Origin of the sequence: Streptomyces capitiformicae, from assembly GCF_002214185.1 — a bacterium.
Taxonomy (GTDB): Bacteria; Actinomycetota; Actinomycetes; order Streptomycetales; family Streptomycetaceae; genus Streptomyces; species Streptomyces capitiformicae.
Genome location: NZ_CP022161.1, coordinates 802,379 through 825,547, shown reverse-complemented (window position 1 = coordinate 825,547; position 23,169 = coordinate 802,379). Strand labels below are relative to the sequence as shown.

General features: G+C 71.0%; 18 protein-coding genes and 1 pseudogene. 6 read left to right on the top strand and 13 right to left on the bottom strand.

Features of this window, described 5'->3' with window-relative positions; translation table 11 throughout:
• Position 1: 1 nt before the first annotated feature.
• Positions 2–661, bottom strand: coding sequence for a GTP cyclohydrolase II (ribA, locus tag CES90_RS03575; protein WP_189783077.1), 660 nt, complete (start codon positions 659–661; stop codon positions 2–4).
• 78 nt (positions 662–739) lie between these two features.
• Here ribA and CES90_RS03570 point away from each other — a divergent pair, with 78 nt between their 5' ends.
• On the top strand, positions 740–1,474 hold the full coding sequence (locus CES90_RS03570) for a creatininase family protein (protein WP_189783078.1): 735 nt from the start codon (positions 740–742) through the stop codon (positions 1,472–1,474).
• A 107-nt stretch (positions 1,475–1,581) separates the two neighbouring features.
• Here the strand turns inward: CES90_RS03570 and CES90_RS49255 are convergent.
• The 5 genes and pseudogenes from CES90_RS49255 to CES90_RS03550 all read right to left on the bottom strand — a co-directional run.
• Positions 1,582–2,742: pseudogene (locus CES90_RS49255) on the bottom strand (lysylphosphatidylglycerol synthase transmembrane domain-containing protein); the annotation flags it as partial.
• Complete coding sequence (locus tag CES90_RS03565) at positions 2,739–3,650, bottom strand: methyltransferase domain-containing protein (protein ID WP_373313331.1); 912 nt, start codon at positions 3,648–3,650, stop codon at positions 2,739–2,741. The gene CES90_RS03565 and the pseudogene CES90_RS49255, both read right to left, overlap by 4 nt.
• Entirely contained in the window at positions 3,647–4,909 is a 1,263-nt protein-coding gene (locus CES90_RS03560; RefSeq protein WP_189783079.1) for a glycosyltransferase family 4 protein, read from the bottom strand. Before CES90_RS03560 ends, CES90_RS03565 begins: the two co-directional genes overlap by 4 nt.
• A complete protein-coding gene (locus CES90_RS03555; RefSeq protein ID WP_009320081.1) occupies positions 4,906–5,304 on the bottom strand; it encodes a 6-pyruvoyl trahydropterin synthase family protein in 399 nt (132 codons plus the stop codon). The genes CES90_RS03560 and CES90_RS03555 overlap by 4 nt, the downstream gene beginning before the upstream one ends.
• Positions 5,305–5,471: 167 nt before the next feature.
• On the bottom strand, positions 5,472–6,452 hold the full coding sequence (locus tag CES90_RS03550; protein WP_189783080.1) for a zinc-dependent alcohol dehydrogenase: 981 nt from the start codon (positions 6,450–6,452) through the stop codon (positions 5,472–5,474).
• Positions 6,453–6,560: 108 nt separating this feature from the next.
• Between CES90_RS03550 and CES90_RS03545 the strand changes: the two genes are divergently transcribed.
• Positions 6,561–7,379 (top strand): CDP-alcohol phosphatidyltransferase family protein, encoded by an 819-nt coding sequence (locus tag CES90_RS03545; RefSeq protein WP_189783193.1) that lies wholly within the window; start codon positions 6,561–6,563, stop codon positions 7,377–7,379.
• A 16-nt stretch (positions 7,380–7,395) separates the two neighbouring features.
• Here the strand turns inward: CES90_RS03545 and CES90_RS03540 are convergent, their stop codons facing one another.
• On the bottom strand, positions 7,396–8,448 hold the full coding sequence (locus tag CES90_RS03540) for a LacI family DNA-binding transcriptional regulator (protein ID WP_189783081.1): 1,053 nt from the start codon (positions 8,446–8,448) through the stop codon (positions 7,396–7,398).
• A gap of 103 nt (positions 8,449–8,551) precedes the next feature.
• Here CES90_RS03540 and CES90_RS03535 point away from each other — a divergent pair, with 103 nt between their 5' ends.
• The 3 genes from CES90_RS03535 to CES90_RS03525 all read left to right on the top strand — a co-directional run bounded on the left by CES90_RS03535 (position 8,552) and on the right by CES90_RS03525 (position 11,684).
• Positions 8,552–9,724 carry a phytanoyl-CoA dioxygenase family protein gene (locus CES90_RS03535; RefSeq protein ID WP_189783082.1) on the top strand — a complete coding sequence of 391 codons (1,173 nt, stop codon included), beginning with the start codon at positions 8,552–8,554 and terminating at the stop codon, positions 9,722–9,724.
• A gap of 84 nt (positions 9,725–9,808) precedes the next feature.
• Positions 9,809–10,570: an SDR family oxidoreductase gene (locus tag CES90_RS03530; protein WP_189783083.1), complete on the top strand. Its 762-nt coding sequence runs from the start codon at positions 9,809–9,811 to the stop codon at positions 10,568–10,570.
• A 103-nt stretch (positions 10,571–10,673) separates the two neighbouring features.
• Positions 10,674–11,684 (top strand): Gfo/Idh/MocA family protein, encoded by a 1,011-nt coding sequence (locus CES90_RS03525; protein ID WP_189783084.1) that lies wholly within the window; start codon positions 10,674–10,676, stop codon positions 11,682–11,684.
• Between the two features lie 121 nt (positions 11,685–11,805).
• Here the strand turns inward: CES90_RS03525 and CES90_RS03520 are convergent, their stop codons facing one another.
• The 5 genes from CES90_RS03520 to CES90_RS03500 form a co-directional block, all read right to left on the bottom strand.
• Positions 11,806–12,669: an NlpC/P60 family protein gene (locus tag CES90_RS03520; RefSeq protein WP_189783194.1), complete on the bottom strand. Its 864-nt coding sequence runs from the start codon at positions 12,667–12,669 to the stop codon at positions 11,806–11,808.
• Positions 12,670–12,834: 165 nt separating this feature from the next.
• A complete protein-coding gene (locus tag CES90_RS03515; RefSeq protein WP_189783085.1) occupies positions 12,835–16,734 on the bottom strand; it encodes an nSTAND1 domain-containing NTPase in 3,900 nt (1,299 codons plus the stop codon).
• Positions 16,735–16,900: 166 nt separating this feature from the next.
• Positions 16,901–17,347: a peptidase inhibitor family I36 protein gene (locus CES90_RS03510; protein WP_189783086.1), complete on the bottom strand. Its 447-nt coding sequence runs from the start codon at positions 17,345–17,347 to the stop codon at positions 16,901–16,903.
• A 97-nt stretch (positions 17,348–17,444) separates the two neighbouring features.
• Entirely contained in the window at positions 17,445–17,900 is a 456-nt protein-coding gene (locus tag CES90_RS03505) for a peptidase inhibitor family I36 protein (protein WP_189783087.1), read from the bottom strand.
• Between the two features lie 73 nt (positions 17,901–17,973).
• On the bottom strand, positions 17,974–18,909 hold the full coding sequence (locus CES90_RS03500; protein ID WP_229913813.1) for a hypothetical protein: 936 nt from the start codon (positions 18,907–18,909) through the stop codon (positions 17,974–17,976).
• A gap of 416 nt (positions 18,910–19,325) precedes the next feature.
• Here CES90_RS03500 and CES90_RS03495 point away from each other — a divergent pair, with 416 nt between their 5' ends.
• Positions 19,326–20,696, top strand: coding sequence for a glycoside hydrolase family 43 protein (locus tag CES90_RS03495; RefSeq protein ID WP_189783088.1), 1,371 nt, complete (start codon positions 19,326–19,328; stop codon positions 20,694–20,696).
• A 138-nt stretch (positions 20,697–20,834) separates the two neighbouring features.
• Here CES90_RS03495 and fusA read toward each other — a convergent pair whose 3' ends face one another.
• Entirely contained in the window at positions 20,835–22,907 is a 2,073-nt protein-coding gene (gene fusA / locus CES90_RS03490; protein ID WP_189783089.1) for an elongation factor G, read from the bottom strand.
• Between the last annotated feature and the right edge of the window lie 262 nt (positions 22,908–23,169).

Genomic DNA, 23,169 nt, shown 5'->3' with positions numbered 1-23,169 from the left:
GTCACGAGGAGTGGACCACCGCGTCCAGATGCGGCAGGTAGTGGTCCAGCCGCTCGCGCTTGGTGCGCAGGTAGGTGATGTTGTCCTCGCACGGCGTGATCAGCAGGGGCACCTGCTCGGAGACCTTGATGCCGTGGCGCAGCAGCGCCTCCCGCTTGCGCGGGTTGTTCGACATCAGCCGCACCGACCGTACGCCGAGGTCGTGCAGCATCTCGGCGGCCACCCGGTAGTCGCGGGCGTCCACCGGCAGACCGAGGGCGAGGTTCGCCTCGACCGTGTCCAGGCCCTCCGCCTGGAGCTTCATCGCCTGGAGCTTGGCCAACAGGCCTATGCCCCGGCCCTCGTGACCCCGGAGGTAGACGAGGATGCCGCGCCCCTCGGCGACGATGGCCCGGAGCGCGCTGTCGAGTTGCTCCCCGCATTCGCAGTGCTGGGAGCCGAACGCGTCACCGGTCAGGCACTCGGAGTGCAGCCGGATCAGAATTCCCTCGCCTCCGCTGATGTCGCCGTACACCAGCGCCACTTGTTCCTCGCCGCGGTCCTGGTCGAGATAGCCTACGGCCTCGAAGTCGCCGTAGGTCGTGGGCAGCGGGGCATTCACCACGCGTACGGCACCGGAGGACTGGGCATTCGCGCCGAGTACGCCAACATTTTCTGTCATGATCTGGTTCCTATCTGGTGAGTCCTGACGTCATGCGAAAATGACGGAGCATCAGCAGAGACGAAAGGCCGTGAAAAGATGAGCAGTTCGAGTCTTGTACCGACGGACACCACCGCGGACGTCCGCGCGAGGGGGGCGGAGGCCGGCCGACAGGTCGCGGTGCTTCCGGTCGGCAGTTTCGAGCAGCACGGCCCGTATCTGCCGCTGGCCACCGACACGCTCGTCGCCTGCGCCATAGCCCGGGAGATTGCCGACGCGTATCCGGTGCACCTCCTGCCGCCCGTGACCATCGCCTGCTCGCACGAGCACGCGGCCTGGCCGGGCACGGTGAGCATCTCCGCGACGACCCTGCACGCGGTGGTCCGCGACATCGCCGCTTCGCTGCGTCGCTCGGGCGTCGAGGCGCTCGTGGTGGTGAACGGGCACGGTGGGAATTACGTCCTGGGCAATGTCGTCCAGGAATCCACCGCGGAGGGACATCGAATGGCGCTTTTCCCTGCCATGGAGGACTGGGACGCCGCGCGCGAACAAGCGGGTGTGGAGACCTCGTTGCTCAGTGATATGCATGCGGGAGAAATAGAGACCTCCATACTTCTGCATTGCCATCCCGAATTGGTCCGGCCCGGTCACGAGACCACCGATTTCCTTGCCGACGACCGCCGTCATCTCCTCTCCCTCGGTATGTCGGCCTACACCGATTCCGGTGTCATCGGCCGTCCGTCGCTGGCTTCCGCTGCGAAAGGGAAGGAGCTGCTGGCAGGGTTGGTCGATTCCTTCGGGGCGTACTTCTCCGTGGTCACCTCGGACGACTGACGGCGCGCCCGCAGGGAGCCGTACCAGCGGCCGACGAGCACGAGAACCCCGGGCAGGCTGGCCACGAAGCTGAGCACGCCGTACACGACGGCCACGGTCAGCCCCTGGGAGGCGCCGAGGCCCGCGGCGCCGAAAGACCAGGCGGTGACGCCTTCCCGGGGGCCCCAGCCGCCGACGTTCAGCGGCAGGCTCATGGCGATCAGGGCCAGCAGCGCGAGCGGCAGCACCTCCAGCCAGGTCGCGGCGGAACCGGCGACGCGTGCGGAGAGCAGGAACATCGCCACGTACCCGGCCAGCACGACCACCGAGGAGATCACTACGGCGGGTCCGCTGCGGCGGGTCAGCAGCGCGTCACGCGACTCGGCGAGGAGCACCCGGAGGCGGCGGCCCCGGCCGCCGCGCCTGGGCGCCCGGCCCATCCGCACCGCCGCCCAGATCGCCACCGCGCCCAGCACGGCGAGCGCCAGCACGCCGGCCGCCTGGCGGGTCTGGTCCAGGACCGGGGAGGGCAGCGTCAGCAGGACCGTTACGCCCACGACGGCCAGCACCAGCTGGCCCGCGGTCCGCTCGATCACCACGGCCCGCACCCCGCGCCCCATGTCCCCGGAGCTCTGCCCGTGCCGCACCGCCCGGTGCACATCCCCGAGAACTCCGCCGGGCAGCGCCGCGTTGAGGAACAGTGCCCGGTAGTAGTCCGCGACGGCCAGCCCGAGCGGCAGGCTCAGCCCCAGTGCCCGCGTGACCGCACACCAGCGCCAGGCACTGAAGACGGTGGTCAGCACGCCGATCGCGACGGCCGCCACCAGCGTCCCACCGTCGATCCGCCGCAGCCCGTCGAGGAACACCCCGGTACCGAGCCGCCACACGACGACGGCGAGGATGACGGTCCCGGCGATGGACCCGAAGTGGGCGCGCAGGGCACGGGTGAACTTGGCGGTGTGGCGGGGCGGGGCAGCGGCTTCGAGGGCGTCGGTGTCCAGGACAGTGTCGGATTCGGATTCGGATTCGGATTCGGCGAGACCGGTCGGCGACTTGGTGGCCGCCTCCGTACGACAGTCCACCAGGGACGAGGACGGCTTCACGTCCTCCTCGCGAGCGGATATCTCGTGCCGCTCTTCGACGAGCGCCACGGCGCCGTGGCTCACTCGGGCCCTCGCCGAAGGCGCGCTCGCCTTCACCCGGGCGTGGACTCCCCGGGGTCGTACGCGGATGCGGTCGGCCGTCGTCGGCGTGGGGGCCGCGACCGCCTCCTCCACCGGTGCCGTCATGAGGTGCCGCCCGTCGGTCGGGGCAGGGCCAGCAGGTCGCTGTGGTGGACGACCGCGTGGAGTTCACCGGCGGCGCAGGAGCGGAGGCGTTCGCGGAGGTAGGCGTCGGCGCGCTCGGTGAGATCGGGGCGCTGTTCGCAGGCCGCGCCGACCCAGCCGCGCAGCCACTCCTCGGTGAGCGCGACGTGCCGCCCGTCGAGCTGCCAGGGGCTCGGATGGACCCGTACCGTCGCGCCCTGCTGGGCGAACGCCTCGCAGGCCACGGTGATCGCATCGGGGCCGAGCAGATCGCTGGCGCGCTGGTGGGCGTTGAAGGCTTCGGCGATCTCGGCGTCCATGGGGTGGGCCGGGACAAGGTCGACGCGGCCCACGACCGAGAGGGTCAGCAGGGCGGGAACGCCGGCGCCCACGCAGGCCGCGGCGAGCGCCCCGATCTCCTCACGGGTGAGGACGTCCAGCAGCGCGGAGGCGGTGACCAGCGAGGCGCCGGCCAGGTCCTCCGCCGTCAGCCGTCCGATGTCGCCGCGCCGTGTGGTGACCGTGACGGAGCTGCCGTCGGCGGCCGCGCGGGGCGCCCGCGCGGTGGCCAGACGCAGCAGGTCGGGGTCCTGGTCGTGCAGGACCCACTGCTGGGCGCCGTCGAGCCGGGGCGCGAGCCAGCGGCCCATCGAGCCGGTGCCGCAGCCGAGGTCGTGCACGACGAGGCCGGTGGCGCGGCGCGGCAGGTTCGCGAGGCGGATCCGCAGCGGGTCGAGCAGGTCCACCGCGCGGGCGTCGGCGTCGGCGCTCTCACGCAACTCCAGCCACTGCGGCGCGTACTGGTGTCCTTCGGGCATCGGCGTGTCACCGCCGCGCCCCGCCATGCTCAGCGCCACACCGGGATCGGTCTTCTCGGCAGAAGTGGTCATGCCGCCCTCCGAGGTTCGTGCCGCAGCCGGCCCAGTACATGGGCGAGGCTGCGGGCCGTGGTGGCCCACCCGTCCAGCGCGGCACGGCGCCCGCGCGCCGCGGCCTTCAGCCGACGCCGTACGTCGGCCTCCCCGAACCAGCCGCGCAGCTCTGCCGCAATGGCCGCGGGGTTCTCCGGCGGGACGAGGATGCCGGGCACCCCGCCGTCGGGGGCGCGTCCGACGGCCTCCGGGAGACCGCCGACGTCCGTGGCCAGTACGGGGATTCCGCGCGCGAGGGCCTCGGTGACCGCCATGCCGTACGTCTCGGCGTACGAGGTGAGGACCATGAGGTCGGCGGCGGCGTAGCTGGCGTCGAGTTCCGCGCCGGCCTGCGGTCCGGCGATGTGCAGCCGGTCCTCCAGGCCGAACTTGGCGATCAGGGCGCGGATGTGGTCGACGTACTCGGGTTCCTGGTCGATGCCGCCGACGAGCACGCAGCTCCACGGCAGGTCGGTGACGGCCGCGAGTGCCTCGACCAGTCGATGCTGGCCCTTGCGGGGGGTGACCGCGGCGACGCACAGCAGCCGCGAGACACCGTCGGTGCCGGAGGCGAGGGGGGCGATGTCGGCGCCGGGGGCGGCGACATGGACCCGCTCGGGAGCGAGCCCGTGGTGGGACACGAGTCGCCGTACCGCCCAATCGCTGGTGGCGATCACGGCGGGCACGCCCCGCAGCGTCGTCCGCTCCTTGGCGTCGAGTTCGGCGGCCAGCTCGGGCTCCAGGCCGGTCTCGTCGCCGAGCGGCAGGTGCACCAGCACGGCCAGGCACAGCCGTTCGGCCTCGGGGAGGACGATCTCGGGGACTCCGCAGGCGACCAGGCCGTCGAGCAGGACGACCGTGCCGTCGGGGAGTTCCCGTAGTGTACGGGCGAGTTCGGCGCGCGCCGTCTCGTCCGGGCGCGGCCAGCTGCCGTCGATCGCGTGCTTGTGCACCTGCCAGCCGAAGCCGGGCAGGTCGAGGCAGATCCGGCGGTCGTAGGCGTTGCCGCCGCTCGGGCGGGCCAGGTCGTCGACGCCGCCCGGCAGCACGAAGTGCACGGAGCGCAGGGACATGGGGACGATGGTGGCGTGCTTGAGGGCCGCGTTCTGCACGGGCACATAGCCGAGCCTCACTTGCTCTCCCCCGTTGCCCTGGGCGACGCCGCCGTTGGTCTGGACAGCACTGCCGTATGCCTGGGCGGTGCCGACGGCCGCCCGGTCGATGGTCACGTCGGTCACAGGGCACGCTCGTAACTCGCCCAGGCGATGTGCGACTCGTGCAGGGTGACCGTGATTCCCGCGATGCCCTTGGCGTTCTCGCCGAGGGCCCCCTTGTGGATCCGCTCGGCGAGCCGGTCCGCGATGACCTTCGCCAGGAACTCCGTCGAGGTGTTCGTGTTCGCGAAGTCCGGCTCGTTGTCGAGGTTTCTGTAGTTCAACTCGCTCACCACGGCACCGAGTTCCTGCGTGGCCAGCCCGATGTCTACGACGATGTTGTCGTCGTCCAGCTCGGCGCGCCGGAAGGTGGCATCCACGAGGAATGTGGCGCCGTGCAGGCGCTGCGCGGGTCCGAAGACCTCCCCGCGGAAGCTGTGGGCGATCATGATGTGATCGCGGACGGTGATGCTGAACAACGGACGACCCTCCAGTGCGGTACGTCTGCCCCCGGGCCGGGGCATGCCGTGTAGTACGGCTGCTCCCTACCCGTTGTTCAGCCGAATTCTGCGGTTTCTTCTGCGGTCAGCGTTCCGTTCGAGCAGTTCAGGGGCGGGTGGGGCGGCCGCGCTGACTCAACGGTAGGTCACTCGACGGTGTACCGGACCCGGTAACAGAGGCCCGGCAGCTCTCCGTTGGTCAGCTTGGGCATGACCTCGGGCAGTTCCTCAAAGGCGCACTCCCCGGTCACCAGCGCGTCGAAGCGGTCGTCCGCGAGGAGTTCGAGGGCGAGGGCCAGCCGGTCGGCGTACGTACGTCCGGGGCGTCCGGCCGGGGAGACGGTGCCGACCTGGCTGCTGCGGATGGTGAGGCGGCGCGAATGGAAGGCCTCGCCGAGCGGCAGGGCGACGCGGCGGTCGCCGTACCAGCTCAGCTCGATCACCGTGCCCTCGTTCGCGAGGAGTTCGAGCGACCGTACGAGCCCCTGTTCGTTGGCACTGGCGTGCACGACGAGGTCGCACTCCCCCAGTGCGTCTGCGGGTAGCGCGAAGTCCACGCCGAGGGCGCGGGCGATGTCGGCGCGCGCCGGGTCGGCGTCGACGAGTTGGACCCGCACCCCCGGGTAGCGGGCCAGCAGCGCGGCCACCGAGCAGCCGACCATGCCGCCGCCCACGACGGCGATCCGGTCACCGACGAGGGGCGCCGCGTCCCACAGGGCGTTGACGGCGGTCTCGACCGTCCCGGCCAGTACGGCGCGCGCGGCGGGCACGGACTCCGGCACGACGGTGACCGCGCTCGCCGGGACGACGTACCGGCTCTGGTGCGGATACAGGCAGAAGACGTTCCTGCCGACGAGTTCGTCCGGCCCCTCCTCGACCCGGCCGACGCTGAGATAGCCGTACTTCACGGGTGCGGGGAAATCGCCCTCCTGGAACGGGGCGCGCATCGCCGCGTACTGGTTCCCGGGCACCGACCCCCGGAACACGAGGCTCTCCGTACCCCGGCTGACACCGGAGTACAGCGCGCGGACCAGGACCTCACCCTCGGCGGGTCCGGAGAGGATCTCCTCACGTATCTCGCCCTGCCCTGGGGAGCGGAGCCAGAAGGAACCAGCTGTTGGTTTCATTTGCGTCTCCGTGAACGGTTTAGCGGTTCGCCACGTACGCAGCGGTGGGAGCCGCGGATACCGTACGCGGCAATGATCGTTTCTGTACACACGTTCGGAAGGTTTGCGGTGGCCCTGATCAACACTTACGACGGCCGGCTGTTGCTCTCGGAGACGACCGTGGGCGCCGGTGCCCAGGTGCTGCTTCTCGCCTTCCTGGGCACCGCGATCGGACTGGGCCCGGCGGGCTGGCTGACCGGGCTGGCCTTCGGGCTCGCCACCTGGGCCGTCCTCAACCGCGCCCTGCTGCGCACCCGGACCCGCACCTTCGGCCCCGCCAACCGCGTCACCCTCGGCCGGGCGATACTCGTCGGCGCCGTGACGGCCCTGGTCGCCGACTCCTTCCAGAGCTCGCCGCCGGTCTCGCTGTTCGTGAGCCTGACCGCCGTGGCCCTGATCCTCGACGGCGTCGACGGCAAGGTGGCCCGCAAGACGGGCACCTCGACCGCGCTGGGCGCCCGCTTCGACATGGAGGTCGACGCCTTCCTGATCCTCGTGCTGAGCGTGTACGTCTCCATGTCGCTCGGCCCGTGGGTGCTGCTGATCGGCCTGATGCGATACGTCTTCGTCGCCGCCGCCAAGCTCCTGCCGTGGCTGAACGGTTCCCTCCCGCACAGCATGGCCCGCAAGACGGTCGCGGCCGTCCAGGGCGTCTTCCTGCTGGTCGCCGCGTCCGGACTGCTGCCCCGCACGGCGAGCTTCGCCGTGGTCGCGCTGGCCCTGGGCTCCCTGCTCTGGTCCTTCGGCCGGGACATCGCCTGGCTGTTCCGGACCCGGGACGGCCGGGCGGAGCCGACGGCCACCACGGCGTCCGTGGACGAGCCGGTGGCCGTGGCCGCGGTCATGGAGGGCGGCGAGCGGCGCGAGGCCGCGCTGGTGGCGAGCTGACCCGGGGGCCGGAGGGCTACCCCACCCCGGGTACGGTTCCGGCTCCCGCCCCCGGTGGCATGTTGAACGGCGTCACCACCTGGATCGCCGACGGCAGGAACGGGCCCTCGTCCGGCAGGGCCTGGTGGGTCCGCATGATGGTCTGGCAGGCGCGGCGCATGTCCTGGCGGAGATCGTGGTGGAGCACGGCGGAGAGCCGGTGCTCCCGCAGCAGCCGGGTGTTGTCGTGGTCGAGGTCGTGTGCGACGAAGACGTACGGCGCCCGGCCGAGCGCGGCGAAGGCGTCGAGGGTCGCGGTGTTGCCGCCGCCGATCGAGTAGACGGCGCCGATGCCTGGCTCCCGCTTCAGCGCGTCGAGGACGAGTTCCCGCTGCGTGGCGTCGAGGCCGTCGCTGTCGGTGACCTCGACGAGCGTCCGCCCCGGCTCGGCGGCCCGCATCGCGGCTCGGAACCCCATCTCGCGCTCCTCCTCGTTGCGGTAGAAACTCCGGCTGATCGTCACCAGCACCGCACCGGGCCGGTCGCCCAGCCACTGCCGGAGCAGATACGCGGCGGTCGCCCCCGCGGCCCGGTTGTCGATGCCCACATACGCGCTGCGCGGGCTGCTCGGCAGGTCCGTCACGAAGGTGACCACCGATATGCCGGCCGCGACCAGGCGTTCGACGGCGGCGGTGACCTCCGGCGTGTCGGGAGCCTTGAGGATCACGCCCTGCGAGCCACGCCGGCCTATCCGGTCGAGCACCTTCACCATCTCCGAGACGGAACCGGTCTCCCGGAAGTGGAACCGGGACCGCACGACCGCCGGGTGCAGGGACGGCAGTTCGGCCTCCAGCGCCTCCCGTACCGCCGTCGAGAACCGGTCCGGCGACTGCATCACGATGTCGACCATGAACGTACGGCCGCCGATGCGCACCTGCGTGCGCTGCCGGTCCAGATCCTTGACCGCCTGGTGCACCTCACGGGCGGTGCTCTCCCGCACGCCGCCCCGGCCGTTGAGGACCCGGTCGACCGTGGCCTGGCTCAGCCCGGCCTGACGGGCGATCTCACGGATCGTGTAGGGGTGTCCCATGGCTGCGCTTCCTTGAGGGGTTTTTGAGGGGCCTCTGCGGGTTGTATGAGGGGGTCCGCGCCCCAAGACTGGCAGAGACGAAAGCGCTGCGAAAGGACTCCGCATGGCCCTCACCGCCGCGGGCTCGAGGACCTGGCTGGCCGAGAAGGACTGCGACCTCGCCGAGTTCCGCGCCCTGGTCGGGCGCACCACCGACCCCGGCGACCACCCGTACGCGGAAGGCGTCGAACAGAACGTCCTCGTCTACGACAGCGAGCGGCTGCGCGCCGCGGCCGACCGCCGCGAGGTGCAGGCGGACCTCGTGCGCGCCCTGCTCGACGGCCCCGGCGTGGTCGTCCTCAAGCGGGCCTACGCCGATCCGGGTGTCGTGGACGCTGCCACCACCGCCTTCGAGGCGCTCATCGAGGAGGAGCGCGCGTCCGGCACAGCCCGCGGCGACCACTTCGCGAAGCCCGGCGCCAACGACCGCGTGTGGAACGCGCTGGAGAAGGTGGCCCTGCGGGCCCCGGAGGCGTTCGCCGACTACTACGCGGGAGACATGCTGGCGCTGGTCTCCGAGGCCTGGCTCGGCCCCGGCTACCAGGTGACCTCCCAGATCAACGTGGTCAACCCCGGCGGCGCGGCGCAGAGCGCGCACCGCGACTACCACCTCGGTTTCCTCGGCCAGCAGCAGGCGGCCGCGTACCCGGCGCACGTCCACCGGCTCTCCCCGGTGCTGACCCTGCAGGGCGCGGTGGCCCACTGCGACATGCCCGTCGAGTCCGGCCCGACCCTGTACCTGCCGCACTCCCAGAAGTACGAGCCCGGCTATCTGGCCTGGCGCCTGCCGGAGTTCATCGCGTACTTCGACGAGCACCACGTCCAGCTCCCCTTGGAGAAGGGCGACGCGGTCTTCTTCAACTCCGCGCTCTTCCACGCCGCCGGACACAACCGCTCGGCGGACATCAGGCGCATGGCGAACCTGCTCCAGGTCTCCTCCGCCTTCGGCCGCGCGATGGAGACGGTGGACCGCGAAGCGATGGCGAACGCCCTGTTCCCCGTCCTGCTGACGCGCCGGGACGAAGGTGCGGGCGAGGACTGGCTGCGGCACGTGGTGGCCGCCACCGCCGAGGGCTACCCCTTCCCGACCGACCTCGACCGGGACCCGCCGGTCGACGGACTGGCCCCGCCGTCGCAGGCGGACACGTTGTGGCGGGCCGTGACCGAGGGCTGGAGCCCGGAGCGGCTGAGCGAGGAACTACGGGCGGGCTCGGAGCGGCGCCGAGCTGACAGGTAACAGATGACAGATGACAGATAACGGATAACGAGCTTCAGACTTCAGCGGGCAAACAGCAGCTGATGGAAAGGAAATCTCCCCCACATGGCACTCCTGGAGGACAAGGTCGTCCTCGTCAACGGCGGCAGCCAGGGCATCGGCGAGGGCATCGTGCGGGCGGCCCTGCGCGAGGGCGCGACCGTCGCCTTCACGGGCCGTCGCGCCGAGGCCGGCGAGAAGGTGGCGGCGGACTCCGGCGCCACGTTCGTCCGGGCGGACCTCACGGACCCGGCGCAGGTGCGCGGCAGCGTGGAGCGGGTGATCGAGGCCCACGGCCGTATCGACAGCCTGGTCAACTCGGCCGGCCTGACCTCCCGTGGCTCACTCCTCGACACCTCGCCGGAGCTGTTCGACGCCCACATCGCGATCAATTTGCGCGCGCCCTTCTTCGCGATGCAGGCGGTCGTGGCGCATCTGACGGCCCGGAAGGCCCCCGGCACGATCGTCAACATCGGCTCCAACTGCGCGCACGGCGGCCCCCCGCACCTGGCGCCGTACTCCGCCGCGAAGGCGGGCCTGGCGGGCCTGACGCGCAACGCCGCCCACGCCCACCGCTGGGACAGGATCCGGATCAACGACCTCAACATCGGCTGGACGGAGACCGAAGGCGAGGACGCCATCCAGCGGGAGTTCCACGGGGCGGGCGACGACTGGCGGGAGCGGGCCGCCGAGCGCCTGCCGATGGGCAAGCTGGGCCAGGTCGACGAGATCGCCGACTTCGTCGTCTTCCTGCTGTCGGACCGCAGTGGTGTGGTGACCGGTTCGGTCATCGACTGGGACCAGAACGTCATGGGCGCGTCCGACTGATCCGCATACACCCCTGACCTGCTTGTATCTACCTGTATCTCCCTCTGTCCACCTATCCCTGTCTCTCCTCCACCTCATCGCACATCCGAAAGGGACACTGGTCATGCGCATTGGCATCCTGGGGCTGGGCCGTATCGGCGCCTTCCACGCCGGCACTCTCGCCGGGCTCGACGTCGTGGAGGAGCTGGTGGTCTCCGACCCGGTGGCCGCGGCCGCCACCTCGGCCGCCGAGAAGTTCGGCGCCACGGTCGCCGACTCCCCCGAGGCGGTGTTCGCCTCCGGCATCGACGGTGTCGTGATCACCGCGGCGACGGACGCGCACCCGGCGCTGATCCTCGCCGCGGTCGAGGCCGGCATCCCGGTGTTCTGCGAGAAGCCGGTGGCGAAGACGGTCGAGGAGAGCCTCACCGTGCTGCGCGCCGTGCGGGACAGCGGCGTCGAGGTGCAGATCGGCTACAACCGCCGGTTCGACGCGGGCTGTGTGACGGCCAGGGAGGCCGTTCTCAGCGGCGAGTTGGGCACACTGCACACCGTACGGTCGACAACGTTGGACCCCGCCCCGCCGCCGGCGGCCTACGTCGCGGTGTCGGGCGGCATCTTCCGGGACTGCGCGGTGCACGACTTCGACATCGTGCGCTGGGTGACGGGCCGCGAGGTCGTCGAGGTGTACGCGACGGGCGGCAACAAGGGCGCGGACTACATCAGGGAGGCCGGTGACGTCGACACGGCGTCCGCCCTGCTCACCTTCGACGACGGCACCATCGGCGTCATCTCCAACACCCGTCACAACGCCCGCGGTTACGACGTCCGCCTGGAGGTGCACGGCATGAAGGACAGCATCGCCGCCGGCCTCGACAACCAGCTCCCCCTCCGCTCCGCCGAACCGGGCGTCACTTTCCCCCCGGGCCCCCCGCACAACTTCTTCATGGACCGCTTCGCCCCCGCCTACCGCACCGAACTCACCGCCTTCACCGAGGTGGTGGCCGGCACCCGCACCTCTCCCTGCACGGTGGCCGACGCCATCGAGGCCAGCTGGATCGCGGAGGCCTGCACCCTGTCGGTGGCGGAGCGCCGGGCGGTACGGCTGGACGAGGTGCGCAAGGAAGCCGCCTAGGAGGAGCGGGCAGACGCAGGGTCACCCTTGCCGGAGTCCCAGTTGTCCTGTGTGAACGGAACTCGCGCCGGCGACCGTCCCCCTGGCGGTCACCGGCGCGAGTGGCTTCATGGGCTGGAGGTCAGGACTTGCACTCGGGGACGTTTTCCAGCCAGGCCGGGCCCTTGATGTAGATGTTGGTGACCCAGGCCTTGTAGTCGGGGAGGTACGACCAGACGTCGTTCTTGTAGCCGTCGGACTCGACCATCTCGGAGCGCTTCTGGCACTGGACGCGGATCGTGGTGGAGTGGGGGAAGGCGTAGACGCGGGCGGCCTTGAGGAACGGCTCGGCCTTGGTCCAGACGCCGGTGCCCCAGGTCTGGTGGATGTGGCCGGTGACCTGGCCGGTGTTGACGCGGACGGCTCCGAAGTAGCTGCCGTTCAGTCGCACGTCGCTGACCATGAGCTTGGTGCCGGACTCCTTGGCCTCGACCATCTTGCCGGCGCCGAGGTAGATGGCGATGTGGTGCAGGTCCTTCGAGGTGCCCCAGGCCAGCAGGTCGCCGGGGAGCAGCGGGGCGAGGCCCTGGGCGGCGGTGAAGCGTTCGGCGGCGCGGTGTGTGTAGTACTGCTGGCTGGCGACGCCGTTGAGGAGGTCCGAGCCGGTGGCCTTGGCGTAGGCGTGGCGGACCAGACCGGAGCAGTCGAACCCCCGCCGCTCGGGGTCGTGCTTGCTGTCCTCCGGGTCGCTGGGGTCCACCTGCCCGTAGGTGGGGCCGGGTTGGGCGCCGTGGCCGCCGCCCCAGGTGTACCAGGTGCCGGCGTCGACCTCGGCGCAGGCGGCGGCGATCGCTCTCTCGGCGGCCGCCGAGGCGCCCGGCGCGAGGACGCCGCACCCGCCCGCGGCGGCGGCCCCCGGTGCCGCGGCGGCCGTGGACACCGGCGCCCAGAAGAGGAGGACCGACAAGGCGATCAGTGTGCGGATGAGTCCGGTCCGGCGCTCCATGCCGGGACCCCCGTTCGTTTCGTGGTCGGTGTAACGGGTGGATGTTCTGGTCACTGAGCATCCTGCTGGCCGTGCAGCCCGCTCGTCGAGGTCCAGGCGTCGCCCTGTCCGATCGGGCAACCGGGAAACACCTGGGAAACCCCCTCCGAGCAGGGCAGTTGGCGCTCAGCCACGAGGGCAGGCCGTCCCCGCCGAGACGGGCACCCCGGGCAGCAGCGCCTCGCGTTCGTCGGGGCCGAGGCCGGCGCGCAGTCGGCAGATCTCCGCCAGCCGGGTTCCGGGGTCGAGGTCCCACAGTCGTACGGTGCCGTCGGTGCTGCTGCTCGCCACCGTCCGCCCGTCGGGGGCGAAGTCCACACCCCAGACGGCGTTCGTGTGGCCCGTGAGCGTGGCCCAGGGCCGCCGTCCGGGGACGTCCCACAGGCGCACCGTACGGTCGTTGCCGCTGCTGGCGAGGGTGCGGCCGTCGGGGCTGAAGGCGATGCCCCGGGCGGAGCCGCTGTGGCCGGTGAGGGCGGCCTCGAAGCGGCGTTCGCGCACGTCCCACAGGCGTACGGTGCCGTCGTTGCCGCTGGTGGCGAGGGCGCGGCCGTCGGGGCTGAACGCGACGCCCCGTACCGCGCCGGTGTGGCCGGTGAGGACGGTCAGCGGGCGGTGCGAGGAGACGTCCCAGAGCCGTACGGTCAGGTCGTCGCCGACGCTGGCCAGGGTACGGCTGTCGGGGCTGAACGCGACATCGTTGGCGTAGTCCTCGTGGCCTTCGAGGGTGGCGAGCTCGCGGCGTGAGGAGACGTCCCAGAGGCGGACCGTGCGGTCCGCGCCGGCCGAGGCCAGGATCCTGCCGTCCGGGGAGAAGGCCACCGAGAAGACCTCCCCCTCATGGCCCGTCAGCTTCGCCAGGGGTGTGCGTCTCGCGACGTCCCACAGCCGGACCGTGCCGTCGGAGCTCGCCGAGGCCAGGATCCTGCCGTCCGGGGAGAAGGCGACGGAGAAGACCGTCTCGGTGTGTCCCTCGAACGGCTTCACGAGGGTGTGTTTCGCCGTGTCCCACAGCCGTACGGTGTGATCGGCGTCGGCGCTGGCCAGCAGTTTCCCGTCGGGGCTGTACGCGACCTGCCAGACCTCGGTGAACGGACGTGCCGTCAGCACCTGGCCGCCGAGGTCCCAGAGGACCACGGACTGGTCGAAGCCGGCCGTGGCCAGCAGAGTCCCGTCGGAGTTCACGGCCGCCCCGAGGACGTAGTCGGTGTGCCCGGCGAGGACGACGGTCTGTCTGCCGCTGCGCACGTCCCACAGTCGGGTCGTGCCGTCGCCGACCGCGCCGAGGACCGTCGCGCCGTCGGGTGTGTAGGCGACGGCGTTGATGTCGTCGCTGCTCCCGGCGAAGGTCGCGGTCGGACGGCCCTCGCGCACGTTCCACAGCCGTACGGTCCGGTCGACGCCTCCGGAGGCCACGCTCCGCCCGTCGGGGGAGAACGCGGCGCCGAGCACCTCGTCGGTGTGCCCCTTGAGCACGGCGAGCGGGCGGGCCCGGTCGGTGTGCCAGAGCCGTACGGTCCGGTCGGCGCCGGCGGAGACCAGGGTGCGGCCGTCGGGCGAGTGGCTCAGCGCGTTGAGCGTTCCCTCGTGGCCGGGGAGCGAGGCGGTCAGCCGGGGTGTGCGCCCGGTGTCCCACAGTTGGACCGTTCCGTCGGCGGCCGCGACGGCGAGCGCGCCGCCTCGGGGATCGAAGGACACCACCCGGGCGCCCGTCGTGCTCGCCGCGAGGACCGCCTTCCTCTTGTGGTCGGCCACGCCCCACAGGCTCACCGGCCCGGTCGTCGAGGTCGCCGCGACCGTACGGCTGTCGGAGCTGAAGGCGACCGAGCGCACGCGTCCGGGGACGGTGAACTCGGCGAGCGTCCGGTGACCTTCGGCGACGCTCCGCAGGGTGACCGTGCCGTCGGAACTGGCCGTCGCCAGCAACCGGTCGTCCGGCGAGAAGGCCACCGAGTTGACGGGCCCCCGGTGTCCGCCGAGCCGGGCGGAGAAGGGCTGGGACTGGGTGCTGAGCAGGGCGCCGCGTGCCTCGGCGGTGGTGTCGGCCCGGTAGGCCTCCTCCGCGAGCAGCATCGACGCCTCCGGCTGGCCCCCGGCGAGGGACGCGGACCGCTCGGCGAGTGCCTGGGACCGGGCGACGCGTTCCTGGTCGAGGGCGCCCTCACGCTGCTGGTAGGCGAGACCCCCGGCGGTGACGGCGAGACCCAGCAGGACGGCGAGCGTGGCGAGCAGGGACTGCCGCAGCCGGACCTGTCGTACGGTCTGCTTCCGGCGGGCGTCCTCCTCGGCCTGACTGGCCCTCAGGAAAGCCTCCTCGCCGGGTGCGAGCCTGCTCCAGCCGTCCGACTCGTCGGCCCAGGTCCGTACGGTGTCCAGCCGGGTGCCCCGGTAGAGGGCGGACGGGTCACGGTTCTCGCGCTCCCATTCGCCTGCCGCGTGGGCCAGTTGCTGGTGGAGCAGCAGTCCGGCCCGGTCGGCGTGGATCCAGTCGCGCAGCCGTGGCCAGGCGTGCAGCAGGGCCTCGTGGGTGATCTCGACGGTGTCGCTGTGCATGGTGATGAGCCGGGCCCGGACGAAGGCGTCGAGTGCGGCGGCGGCCCCCTCGGCGTCGGCGAGTTGGGCCATGAGGGCGGCCCGGCTCATCCGGCGCCGGGTCGCCCCGGCGCCGTCCGCGACGAACACCAGCCGGGACAGGATGCGGCGGATGGTCCGCTGCTCAGCCGGGTACAGGCGCGCGAACACATTCTCGGCGGTGCGCGCGACCGCCCCCTGGATGCCGCCCGCCCGCTCGTACCCGTCGACGGTCAGCGCGGCCCCCTCGCGCCGCTGCCAGGTGGCGAGCAGCGCGTGGGAGACGAGGGGAAGCGCGCCGGAGGGTGTCTCGTCGGCGCCGGTCCCGAGATCCTGCCGGCTCGGTTCGTCGCGCAGCCCGGCGTCGCGCAGGAGCAGCGGGACGAGGCCGGGCTCGAGGGTGATCCCCGTGAGTTCCGCGGGGCGTGTGATCGATTCCCGCAGCTCGGCCATGGACATCGGGGACAGGACGAACAACCCGTCGGTGAAGACCGGGGCCAGTTCGGGGAGTTCCAGACAGCTGCCGGTGAAGTCGGCGCGTACGCCGAGTACCACGACGGCCGGATCGTGTGCGCTCTCCTCCTGCCGGGAGGTCGCGAGGGCGCTCAGCACCCGGACGAAGGAGCGCCGTTCGTCCTCGTCGGAGCAGAGGGTGAACAACTCCTCGAACTGGTCGACGATCAGCACCGGTCGAGGGGGCGGAGGCAGCCGCCCCTCGGGGCCCGGCGGCGGCTCGTCCGATCTGACGCGTACGGCGTCGAGCAGCGCGTCGGGGTTCTCCCGCACCTCGTCCACGGTGATGCCGAGGTCGCTGCCGAGCGCCTTCGCGGTGCGCTCCAGCAGTTCGTCCAGCGGCCGTGAGGTGGGTGTGAGCGTCACCACCGGCCATCGGTCGGCCCCGGCCATCGGGAGGTCGCCGCGTCGGAGGGCCGGTACGAGACCGGCGTTGAGCAGGGACGACTTGCCCGCGCCCGATGGGGCGACCAGCATCAGCGGTCCATTGCCGACCCTTGCGAAGATCCGCTCCACCAGTGCGGCCGTCGCTCGCTCTCGGCCGAAGAACCATTCCGCGTCCTGCGGGGTGAACGCCGACAGGCCGCGGTAGGGACACGTCTCGCCGGACTGCCGTTCGGGGGCCTCGACTTCGGCTCCGGCCTCCCTGCTGCCGCCGCCGTCGGAGGGCGGCGCCTGCTCCACGAGTCGCAGCAACTCACCATCGGCGCGCAGGACTTGGTCGCAGAGGCGGGCGACGTCGACGGTCGCCCGCTTCGTGCCGGTCTCGATCTTGCTGAGGTAGCCTTTGCTGTAGTGGGTCTGCCGGGCGAGGTCGGTGAGGGAGAGGCCGCGTTCCTGCCGCAGTCGTCTCAGTTGTGCGGGGAAGGACGACGTGGTCGGCGCGCCCCGGTCCCGTTCGTTGCGATGGTCTGTTGCATGTCCGAGCTGCGGGTCCCCCAAGGTGTTCCCCCAAGGCAGGTGCGTCCCATGAGACGGCGGTTGCCAAAGGTTACTGTCGGGGCGGTGAGGGCAGCCAAGCCTTTCACCCGGAGTGGCGAAAAAACACGAACGTCCGGAACCGAGGGCCGATGCGGTTCCGGACGTTCGCGGTCCTGGGGCGGTGGGGTCAGGTCAGGAAGAACGCGCAGGATCCCCTGTCCACCCACCGGTGTGCGCTGATGTTGTTGTCCACCGGGGCGCCGTTGCTGAACCGGCTGTACGCCAGGTTGTCGGCATACATCTCGCCCGGCGCGAGACAGACCTGACCGCCGCTGTAGTTGCCGTTCTCGTAGAACGCGACGTGGTCCAGGCTGCCTGCGTAGCCGCGGTTCATGACGGACGAGGCCCTGTCATTGGCGTCGGGCCCCCAGGTGCCGCTGATCGGGACGGGCAGCAGGGTGCCCGAACAGTCCGGGAGGTCCCAGGCGTAGACCTTGCCGTTGCGCGGACCCCACTTACTGTCACAGACGGGACCGGCGACGGCACTTTCGGCCGCCTGCTCGGCTGTGGCGGGCACGGTCAGGCCCAGCGTGGCAAGACCGAGGAGCGCCGCCGTGGTGATGAGCTTGCGCATCGGGTGTTCCCCCTTGCGGTGGAGTGTGCCGTGCCGTTGAACCGGGGCCGGCAGCCCGGGGTGGTCAGTCCCGGGCCGCCCGCACCGATCGGACGGATCAGGTCAGGAAGGCCCCACCACAGTCGCCCCGGTTGACCCACCGGTGCGAGGTGATGTTGTCGTTCACGATGACGCCGTTGTTGAACCGGTTGTCGGTCAGGTTGTCGGCATACAGCTCGCCCGGCGCGAGACAGGCGACACCGCCGCGGTGGAGGTCGTTCTGGTAGAACGCGACGTGGTCGAGGCTGCCGACGAAGCCGCGGTTCATGACGGACGTGGCCTTGTCGTTGGCGGCGGCACCCCAGTTGGCGCTGTTCCCCGGAGTGGCGATCAGCTGGGTGCCCGTGCAGTCCAGGTCCTGCCAGGCGTACATGTTGCCGTTACGGGGACCCCACTTGCTGTTACAGCCGGGGCCGGTGACGGTGCTCTCGGCCGCCTGTGCGGTGGCGGCGGGTACGACGGCACCCAGGGCGGTGAGCCCGAGGAGCGCTGCCGTGACGGTGAACTTGCGCATGGTGTTTCCCCTCGTTTTCCATTGGTGTGCGTGGGTGGTGCAGGGCGGTGAACCCGCCCGGAGCGTGAGGTACTCAGTCGCGCTCCGGAACGATGCGCACCGCCCGGTCGTAGGCCTGCTGACCGAGGCGTCGGTACGTGTCGACGTCCTTGCCGTACCGGTCGTGCAGGCGGTCCTCGTAGTACGTCTCCCGGGCCGAGGCCACGGTCCGCAGAGACGTCTCGCGGGCGCAGGTGGCGTCCGCGACAGCGGTCTTCCGCTCGGCGGCGAACGCCTCGTCGGCGCGGGCCTCGCCCAGCCGGCTGGTGTTGACCCGGAGGGCGTCGCGTGCCGCTTGGGGGTCCTTGTAGGAGTGTCCCGCCTTCTTCATGCAGCGGGACCATGACGCGATGGCGGCAGTGAGCTGACGGTCCTTCATCAGCTCTTCGCCGTAGAGGCCGTTGAGGCTCATGGCGACCTTGCCCGTGCGGAACCATTCGGCCGGGTCGCCGTAGAGCTCGCGCTCGGCCTCCTCCGTGCAGCCGCCGCTGCGCTTGCGGATCTCGCCGCTGCCCCCCGGCAGCGGCGCGGTGAGGATACGGGCGTCGTCGCCCCCGTCGAGCGCGATGTCGAAGGCGGCGCGCCGGGAGGTGGGGAGGCTCGCGCGGTAGGTACCGATGGGGTTGCTCTCGCGGACCTTCTGGCTCTTCGCGTCGATCCGGCCGCCGTACCCGTACGTACGGGCCCACTCCACGTCGTCCTGGACGTAGCGCACCGGGCGGCTCTCGCGCAGGGTCAGGGTGCGGTCCTCCCAGTAGTCGAAGCCCTGGCGGTTCATGCACTGCTTCGTCAGACGCTGCTGGGCGTCGTTGACGCGCAACTCCTGCTGCCAGGTCAGCGGCTGGGGGCGGGTCTGGCGTGCGGCCGTGGTGGCCGAACCGGGCTTGCCCGCGTCGGTGTCCCCGGTGCATCCGGTGGCGGCCGTCACGACCGTCACGACTGCCCACAGAGACATGAGCGTGCGTCTCATGGGTCCCCCCTTGGCCTCGCTGGTCCGTCTCGCTGCTTGCTGACGAAGCCAGAGTTGCCCCCGCCGCACACCGGGGTCGACCGGTTTCCTGTTGCCCTCCTGTGCGGTGGCCGGGAAACCGGTGGCGACCAGGGGATACACGGGGCGGGAGGCAACGCCGGAGTCGTGCAGAGGGGCGGATCGCGAGCACGACGGAGTCCAGGCAGAGCCAAGGCGAACTCACGGCAGACTCATGGCGGGCTCATGGCGGACTCAAAGCGGAATCTCTGCTCGCAGAAAGCCTGGCTCAATCCATTGACGCGAGCATGCCCCCCTCTTATCTTCTGACCGAAGTTCCGCACAAGAGCCGAAATTTCGAATAACACTCCACCAACACCCCACGCCTCGGGGCAGTTCACGCAGAAATGGGACAAGCGTTGAACAGAACCCTCAGGGCGGTCCTCGCCCTCCTCACCTCGGTGGCCGCCCTGCTGGGCCTCACCACCGCCTTCGCCGGGCCGGCCGGAGCCGCACACCCGCCGGCCGGGCAGGCGACGCGGTACACGATGACCGCGTTCACCAACAGCAGCGAGTCGAACATGTACGTCTACGACTCGCCGGACGCGACCGGGTTCACGCTCCGGAAGGGCCCGGCGTACACCCCGCCGTCCGGCCTGATCCGTGACCCCAGCATCTTCAAGCACACGGACGGCTACTACTACCTGACCTACACCACCCGCACCTGGTCGGCGCTGTCCACCACCATCGGCTTCGCCCGCTCCACCGACCGCCTCAACTGGACCTTCCTGTACGACTACACGGTCCCGATCAGCGGTCTCCAGCGCGCCTGGGCTCCGGAGTGGTTCGTCGACAGCAACGGCAGCGTCAACATCATCCTGTCGGCGTCCATCGCGGCCGACGGCGAGTGGATCTTCAAGCCGTACAAGCTGACGGCGACGAACTCCTCTCTCACCGCCTGGTCCGCGCCGACCGTGCTGTCCGGTATCAGCCCGAACTACATCGACACCTTCATCGTCAAGATCGGCTCCACGTACCACGCGTTCACCAAGAACGAGACGACGAAGTACATCGAGTACGCCACCGCCTCCAGCCTCACCGGCCCGTACACCATGCGGAAGACCGGCAACTGGGCGGGCTTCGGCTCCGGTATGGAGGGCCCTGCCCTCGTCCAGCTCGACAACGGCGGCTGGCGGATCTACTACGACGCCTATGGCGCGGGCAAGTACTGGTACAGCGACAGCTACGACAACTTCGCGACGTGGTCGACGCCGACGGAACTCCCGGGCCTGACCGGCTTCGTACGCCACCTGACGGTGCTCAAGGAGACGGTGTCGGGCGGCGTCACGCTCCCGACCAACACCACCCGGTCGTTGCAGTCCGTCAACTATTCGAGCCGGTACGCCGTGGTCCGCTCCGACGGCCTCGGTTACGTCGACCCGGTGACCTCCTCCAGCACCACCGCCGTCAAGCAGAGCGCGACCTTCACGATCGTGCCCGGGCTCGCGGACGCCAACTGCTACTCCTTCCGCGACTCCGCCGGCCGTTACCTCCGGCACTGGGACTTCCGGGTCCGCTTCGACACGAACAACGGCACAACCGTGTTCGCCAAGGACGCCACGTACTGTGCCCGGCCGGGCACGGCGTCCGGGTCCTTCCGTCTGGAGTCGTACAACTACCCCGGCCGCTACCTCCGCCACTACAACTACGAACTCCGCGTAGACCTGTACCAGGCCACGGACACCTTCCAAGCCGACAGCTCCTTCACGGCGGTGAGCCCCTGGGCGTGACGGGGTGATGAGGGGTGCGGATTCGCGGGCGGGTGGGGCGACAAGCCCCCACCCGCCCGCACCCGACAGTGCGCTGGCGCAGCCCCGGGGATGGGACGGGTAGGGGCGGCGGGGGCGAAATCCCCCGTCGTGCCTCACTCAGCGGTCACTGGTCACCGCACTCGGCGCCGGCGCGTACCCCGCGGGACGGGTCGTGAACGTGCCCCGGCCCTGCGTGCGGCTGCGCAACCTCGTCGCGTAGCCGAAGAGCTCCGCCAGCGGCACGGTGGCCGTGATCACCACCGAACCACCGCGGGCCACCGAGTCCGTCACCCGGCCGCGTCGCGCCGCGAGGTCGCCGAGAACCCCGCCCACGGCATCCGCCGGCACGGTGACCGTGACGTCGGCCACCGGCTCCAGCAGGGCCATCGCACTGCCCCGCATCGCCTCGCGCAGCGCGAGCCGTCCGGCCGTGCGGAACGCCATCTCCGAGGAGTCCTTGGAGTGGGTCGCGCCGTCGGTCAGGGTGACGCTCACCCCGGTCACCGGGTGACCCCCGAGCGGACCCTCGACGAGGGCGTCGCGGCACCCCGCCTCGACCGCGCGGACGTATTCCTGCGGCACCCGACCACCGACGACGGTCGAGCGGAAGGCGAAGCCCGTGGCGCCGCCGTCGCCGTCAGCCTCCTCCAAGGGCTCCACGTCCAGGACGACATGGGCGAACTGCCCCGCCCCGCCGTCCTGTTTGACATGCCGGAAGACCAGCCCGGACACCCCACGGACGACCGTCTCGCGATAGGCCACCCGCGGCCGGCCGACGGCGACCTCAAGGCCGTACGTCTGCCGGATCTTCTCCACCGCCACCTCCAGATGCAGTTCGCCCATGCCGGACAGGACGGTCTGACCGGTCTCGGGGTCGGTCCGCGCGACCAGCGAGGGATCCTCCTCGACCAGCCGTGCCAGCGCCGTCGCCAGCCGGTCGGTGTCGGTGCTCCTGCGGGCCTCGACCGCCACCGACACCACCGGATCGGCGACGGACGGCGGTTCGAGGAGCAGCGGAGCCGCCGGTGCGCACAGCGTCGTCCCGGCGCGGGCCGACTTCAGCCCGATGACCGCGACGATGTCCCCGGCCACCGCCCGGTCCAACTCGGCGTGCCGGTCGGCCTGGACCCGCAGGATCCGTCCGATCCGCTCGGTGCGCCGCGTGCCCGCGTCCAGCACGGTGTCCCCCTTCCGTATCGTTCCCGAGTACAGCCGCAGATAGGTCAGTCGGCCCGTCGCCGTCGCGCTCACCTTGAACGCGAGTGCGGAGAGGGGTTCCCCCGCGTCGGCGGCCCGTTCCTCGTCCGTCCCGTCGTGCGTCCCGCGTACGGCCGGTACGTCGAGCGGCGACGGCAGATAGGCCACGACGGCGTCGAGCAGCGGTTCGATACCGCGGTTGCGGTAGGCCGAGCCGCACAGCACGACGACGCCTTCACCGGCACGGGTCAGGTCGCGCAGCGCCGAGGTCAGCGTGTCCGCGGAGAGCGTGGACTCCGCGCAGAACTCGTCCAGCGCCACGGGATGGAGTTCCGCGACCGCTTCCTCCAACCGGCGTCGGCGTCGCTCCGCCTCGTCCCGCAGCGCGTCCGGCACCGGCCCCTCCTCGGCCGTGTCGGAACCGTCCGCCCAGACCAGCGCCCGCATGCGCAGCAGATCGACGACTCCGGTGAACCCGTCCTCCGCGCCGATCGGCAACTGCACCACCAGCGGCGCCGGATGCAGCCGCTCCCGAATGGACTCGACCGCCGAGTCGAGGTCGGCGCCCGAGCGGTCCAGCTTGTTGACGAAGGCGATGCGCGGCACGCCGTGCCGATCGGCCTGCCGCCACACCGACTCACTCTGCGGCTCGACCCCGGCGACCGCGTCGAACACCGCGATCGCCCCGTCGAGCACCCGGAGCGAGCGCTCCACCTCGTCGGCGAAGTCGACGTGACCCGGTGTGTCGATCAGGTTGATGCGGTGACCGTCCCAGTCACAGCTGACCGCCGCCGCGAAGATCGTGATCCCGCGATCACGCTCCTGCGGGTCGAAGTCGGTGACGGTCGTACCGTCATGGACCTCACCGCGCTTGTGCGTGGTCCCGGTGGCGTACAAGAACCGCTCGGTGACGGTGGTCTTCCCGGCGTCGACGTGGGCGAGGATGCCCAGGTTACGGACGGCGTTCAGAGGGTTGTGGATGGTGTTGCGCATGGCCCGAGGCCTTTCAGCTGAGCTGTTTCAGGGCAGCGCGATTCCCGTGCGTTTGGCGAGGGACGACGAGGGCATGGCGAGGACGGGGCTCTTCCTCCGTCACAGGCGCGTGGGTTTCGACGTCAGGCGTGCGTCACGGGCATCCGGTACCGGCCGCGCAGCGGGCACCGGACGGACGAGGACACGAGGATCACCTCGTACAGGGAACGGGGAACGACAACAGCGGTGCGGTCACACACGGCCGGGCTCCCCTCTCTCGTCG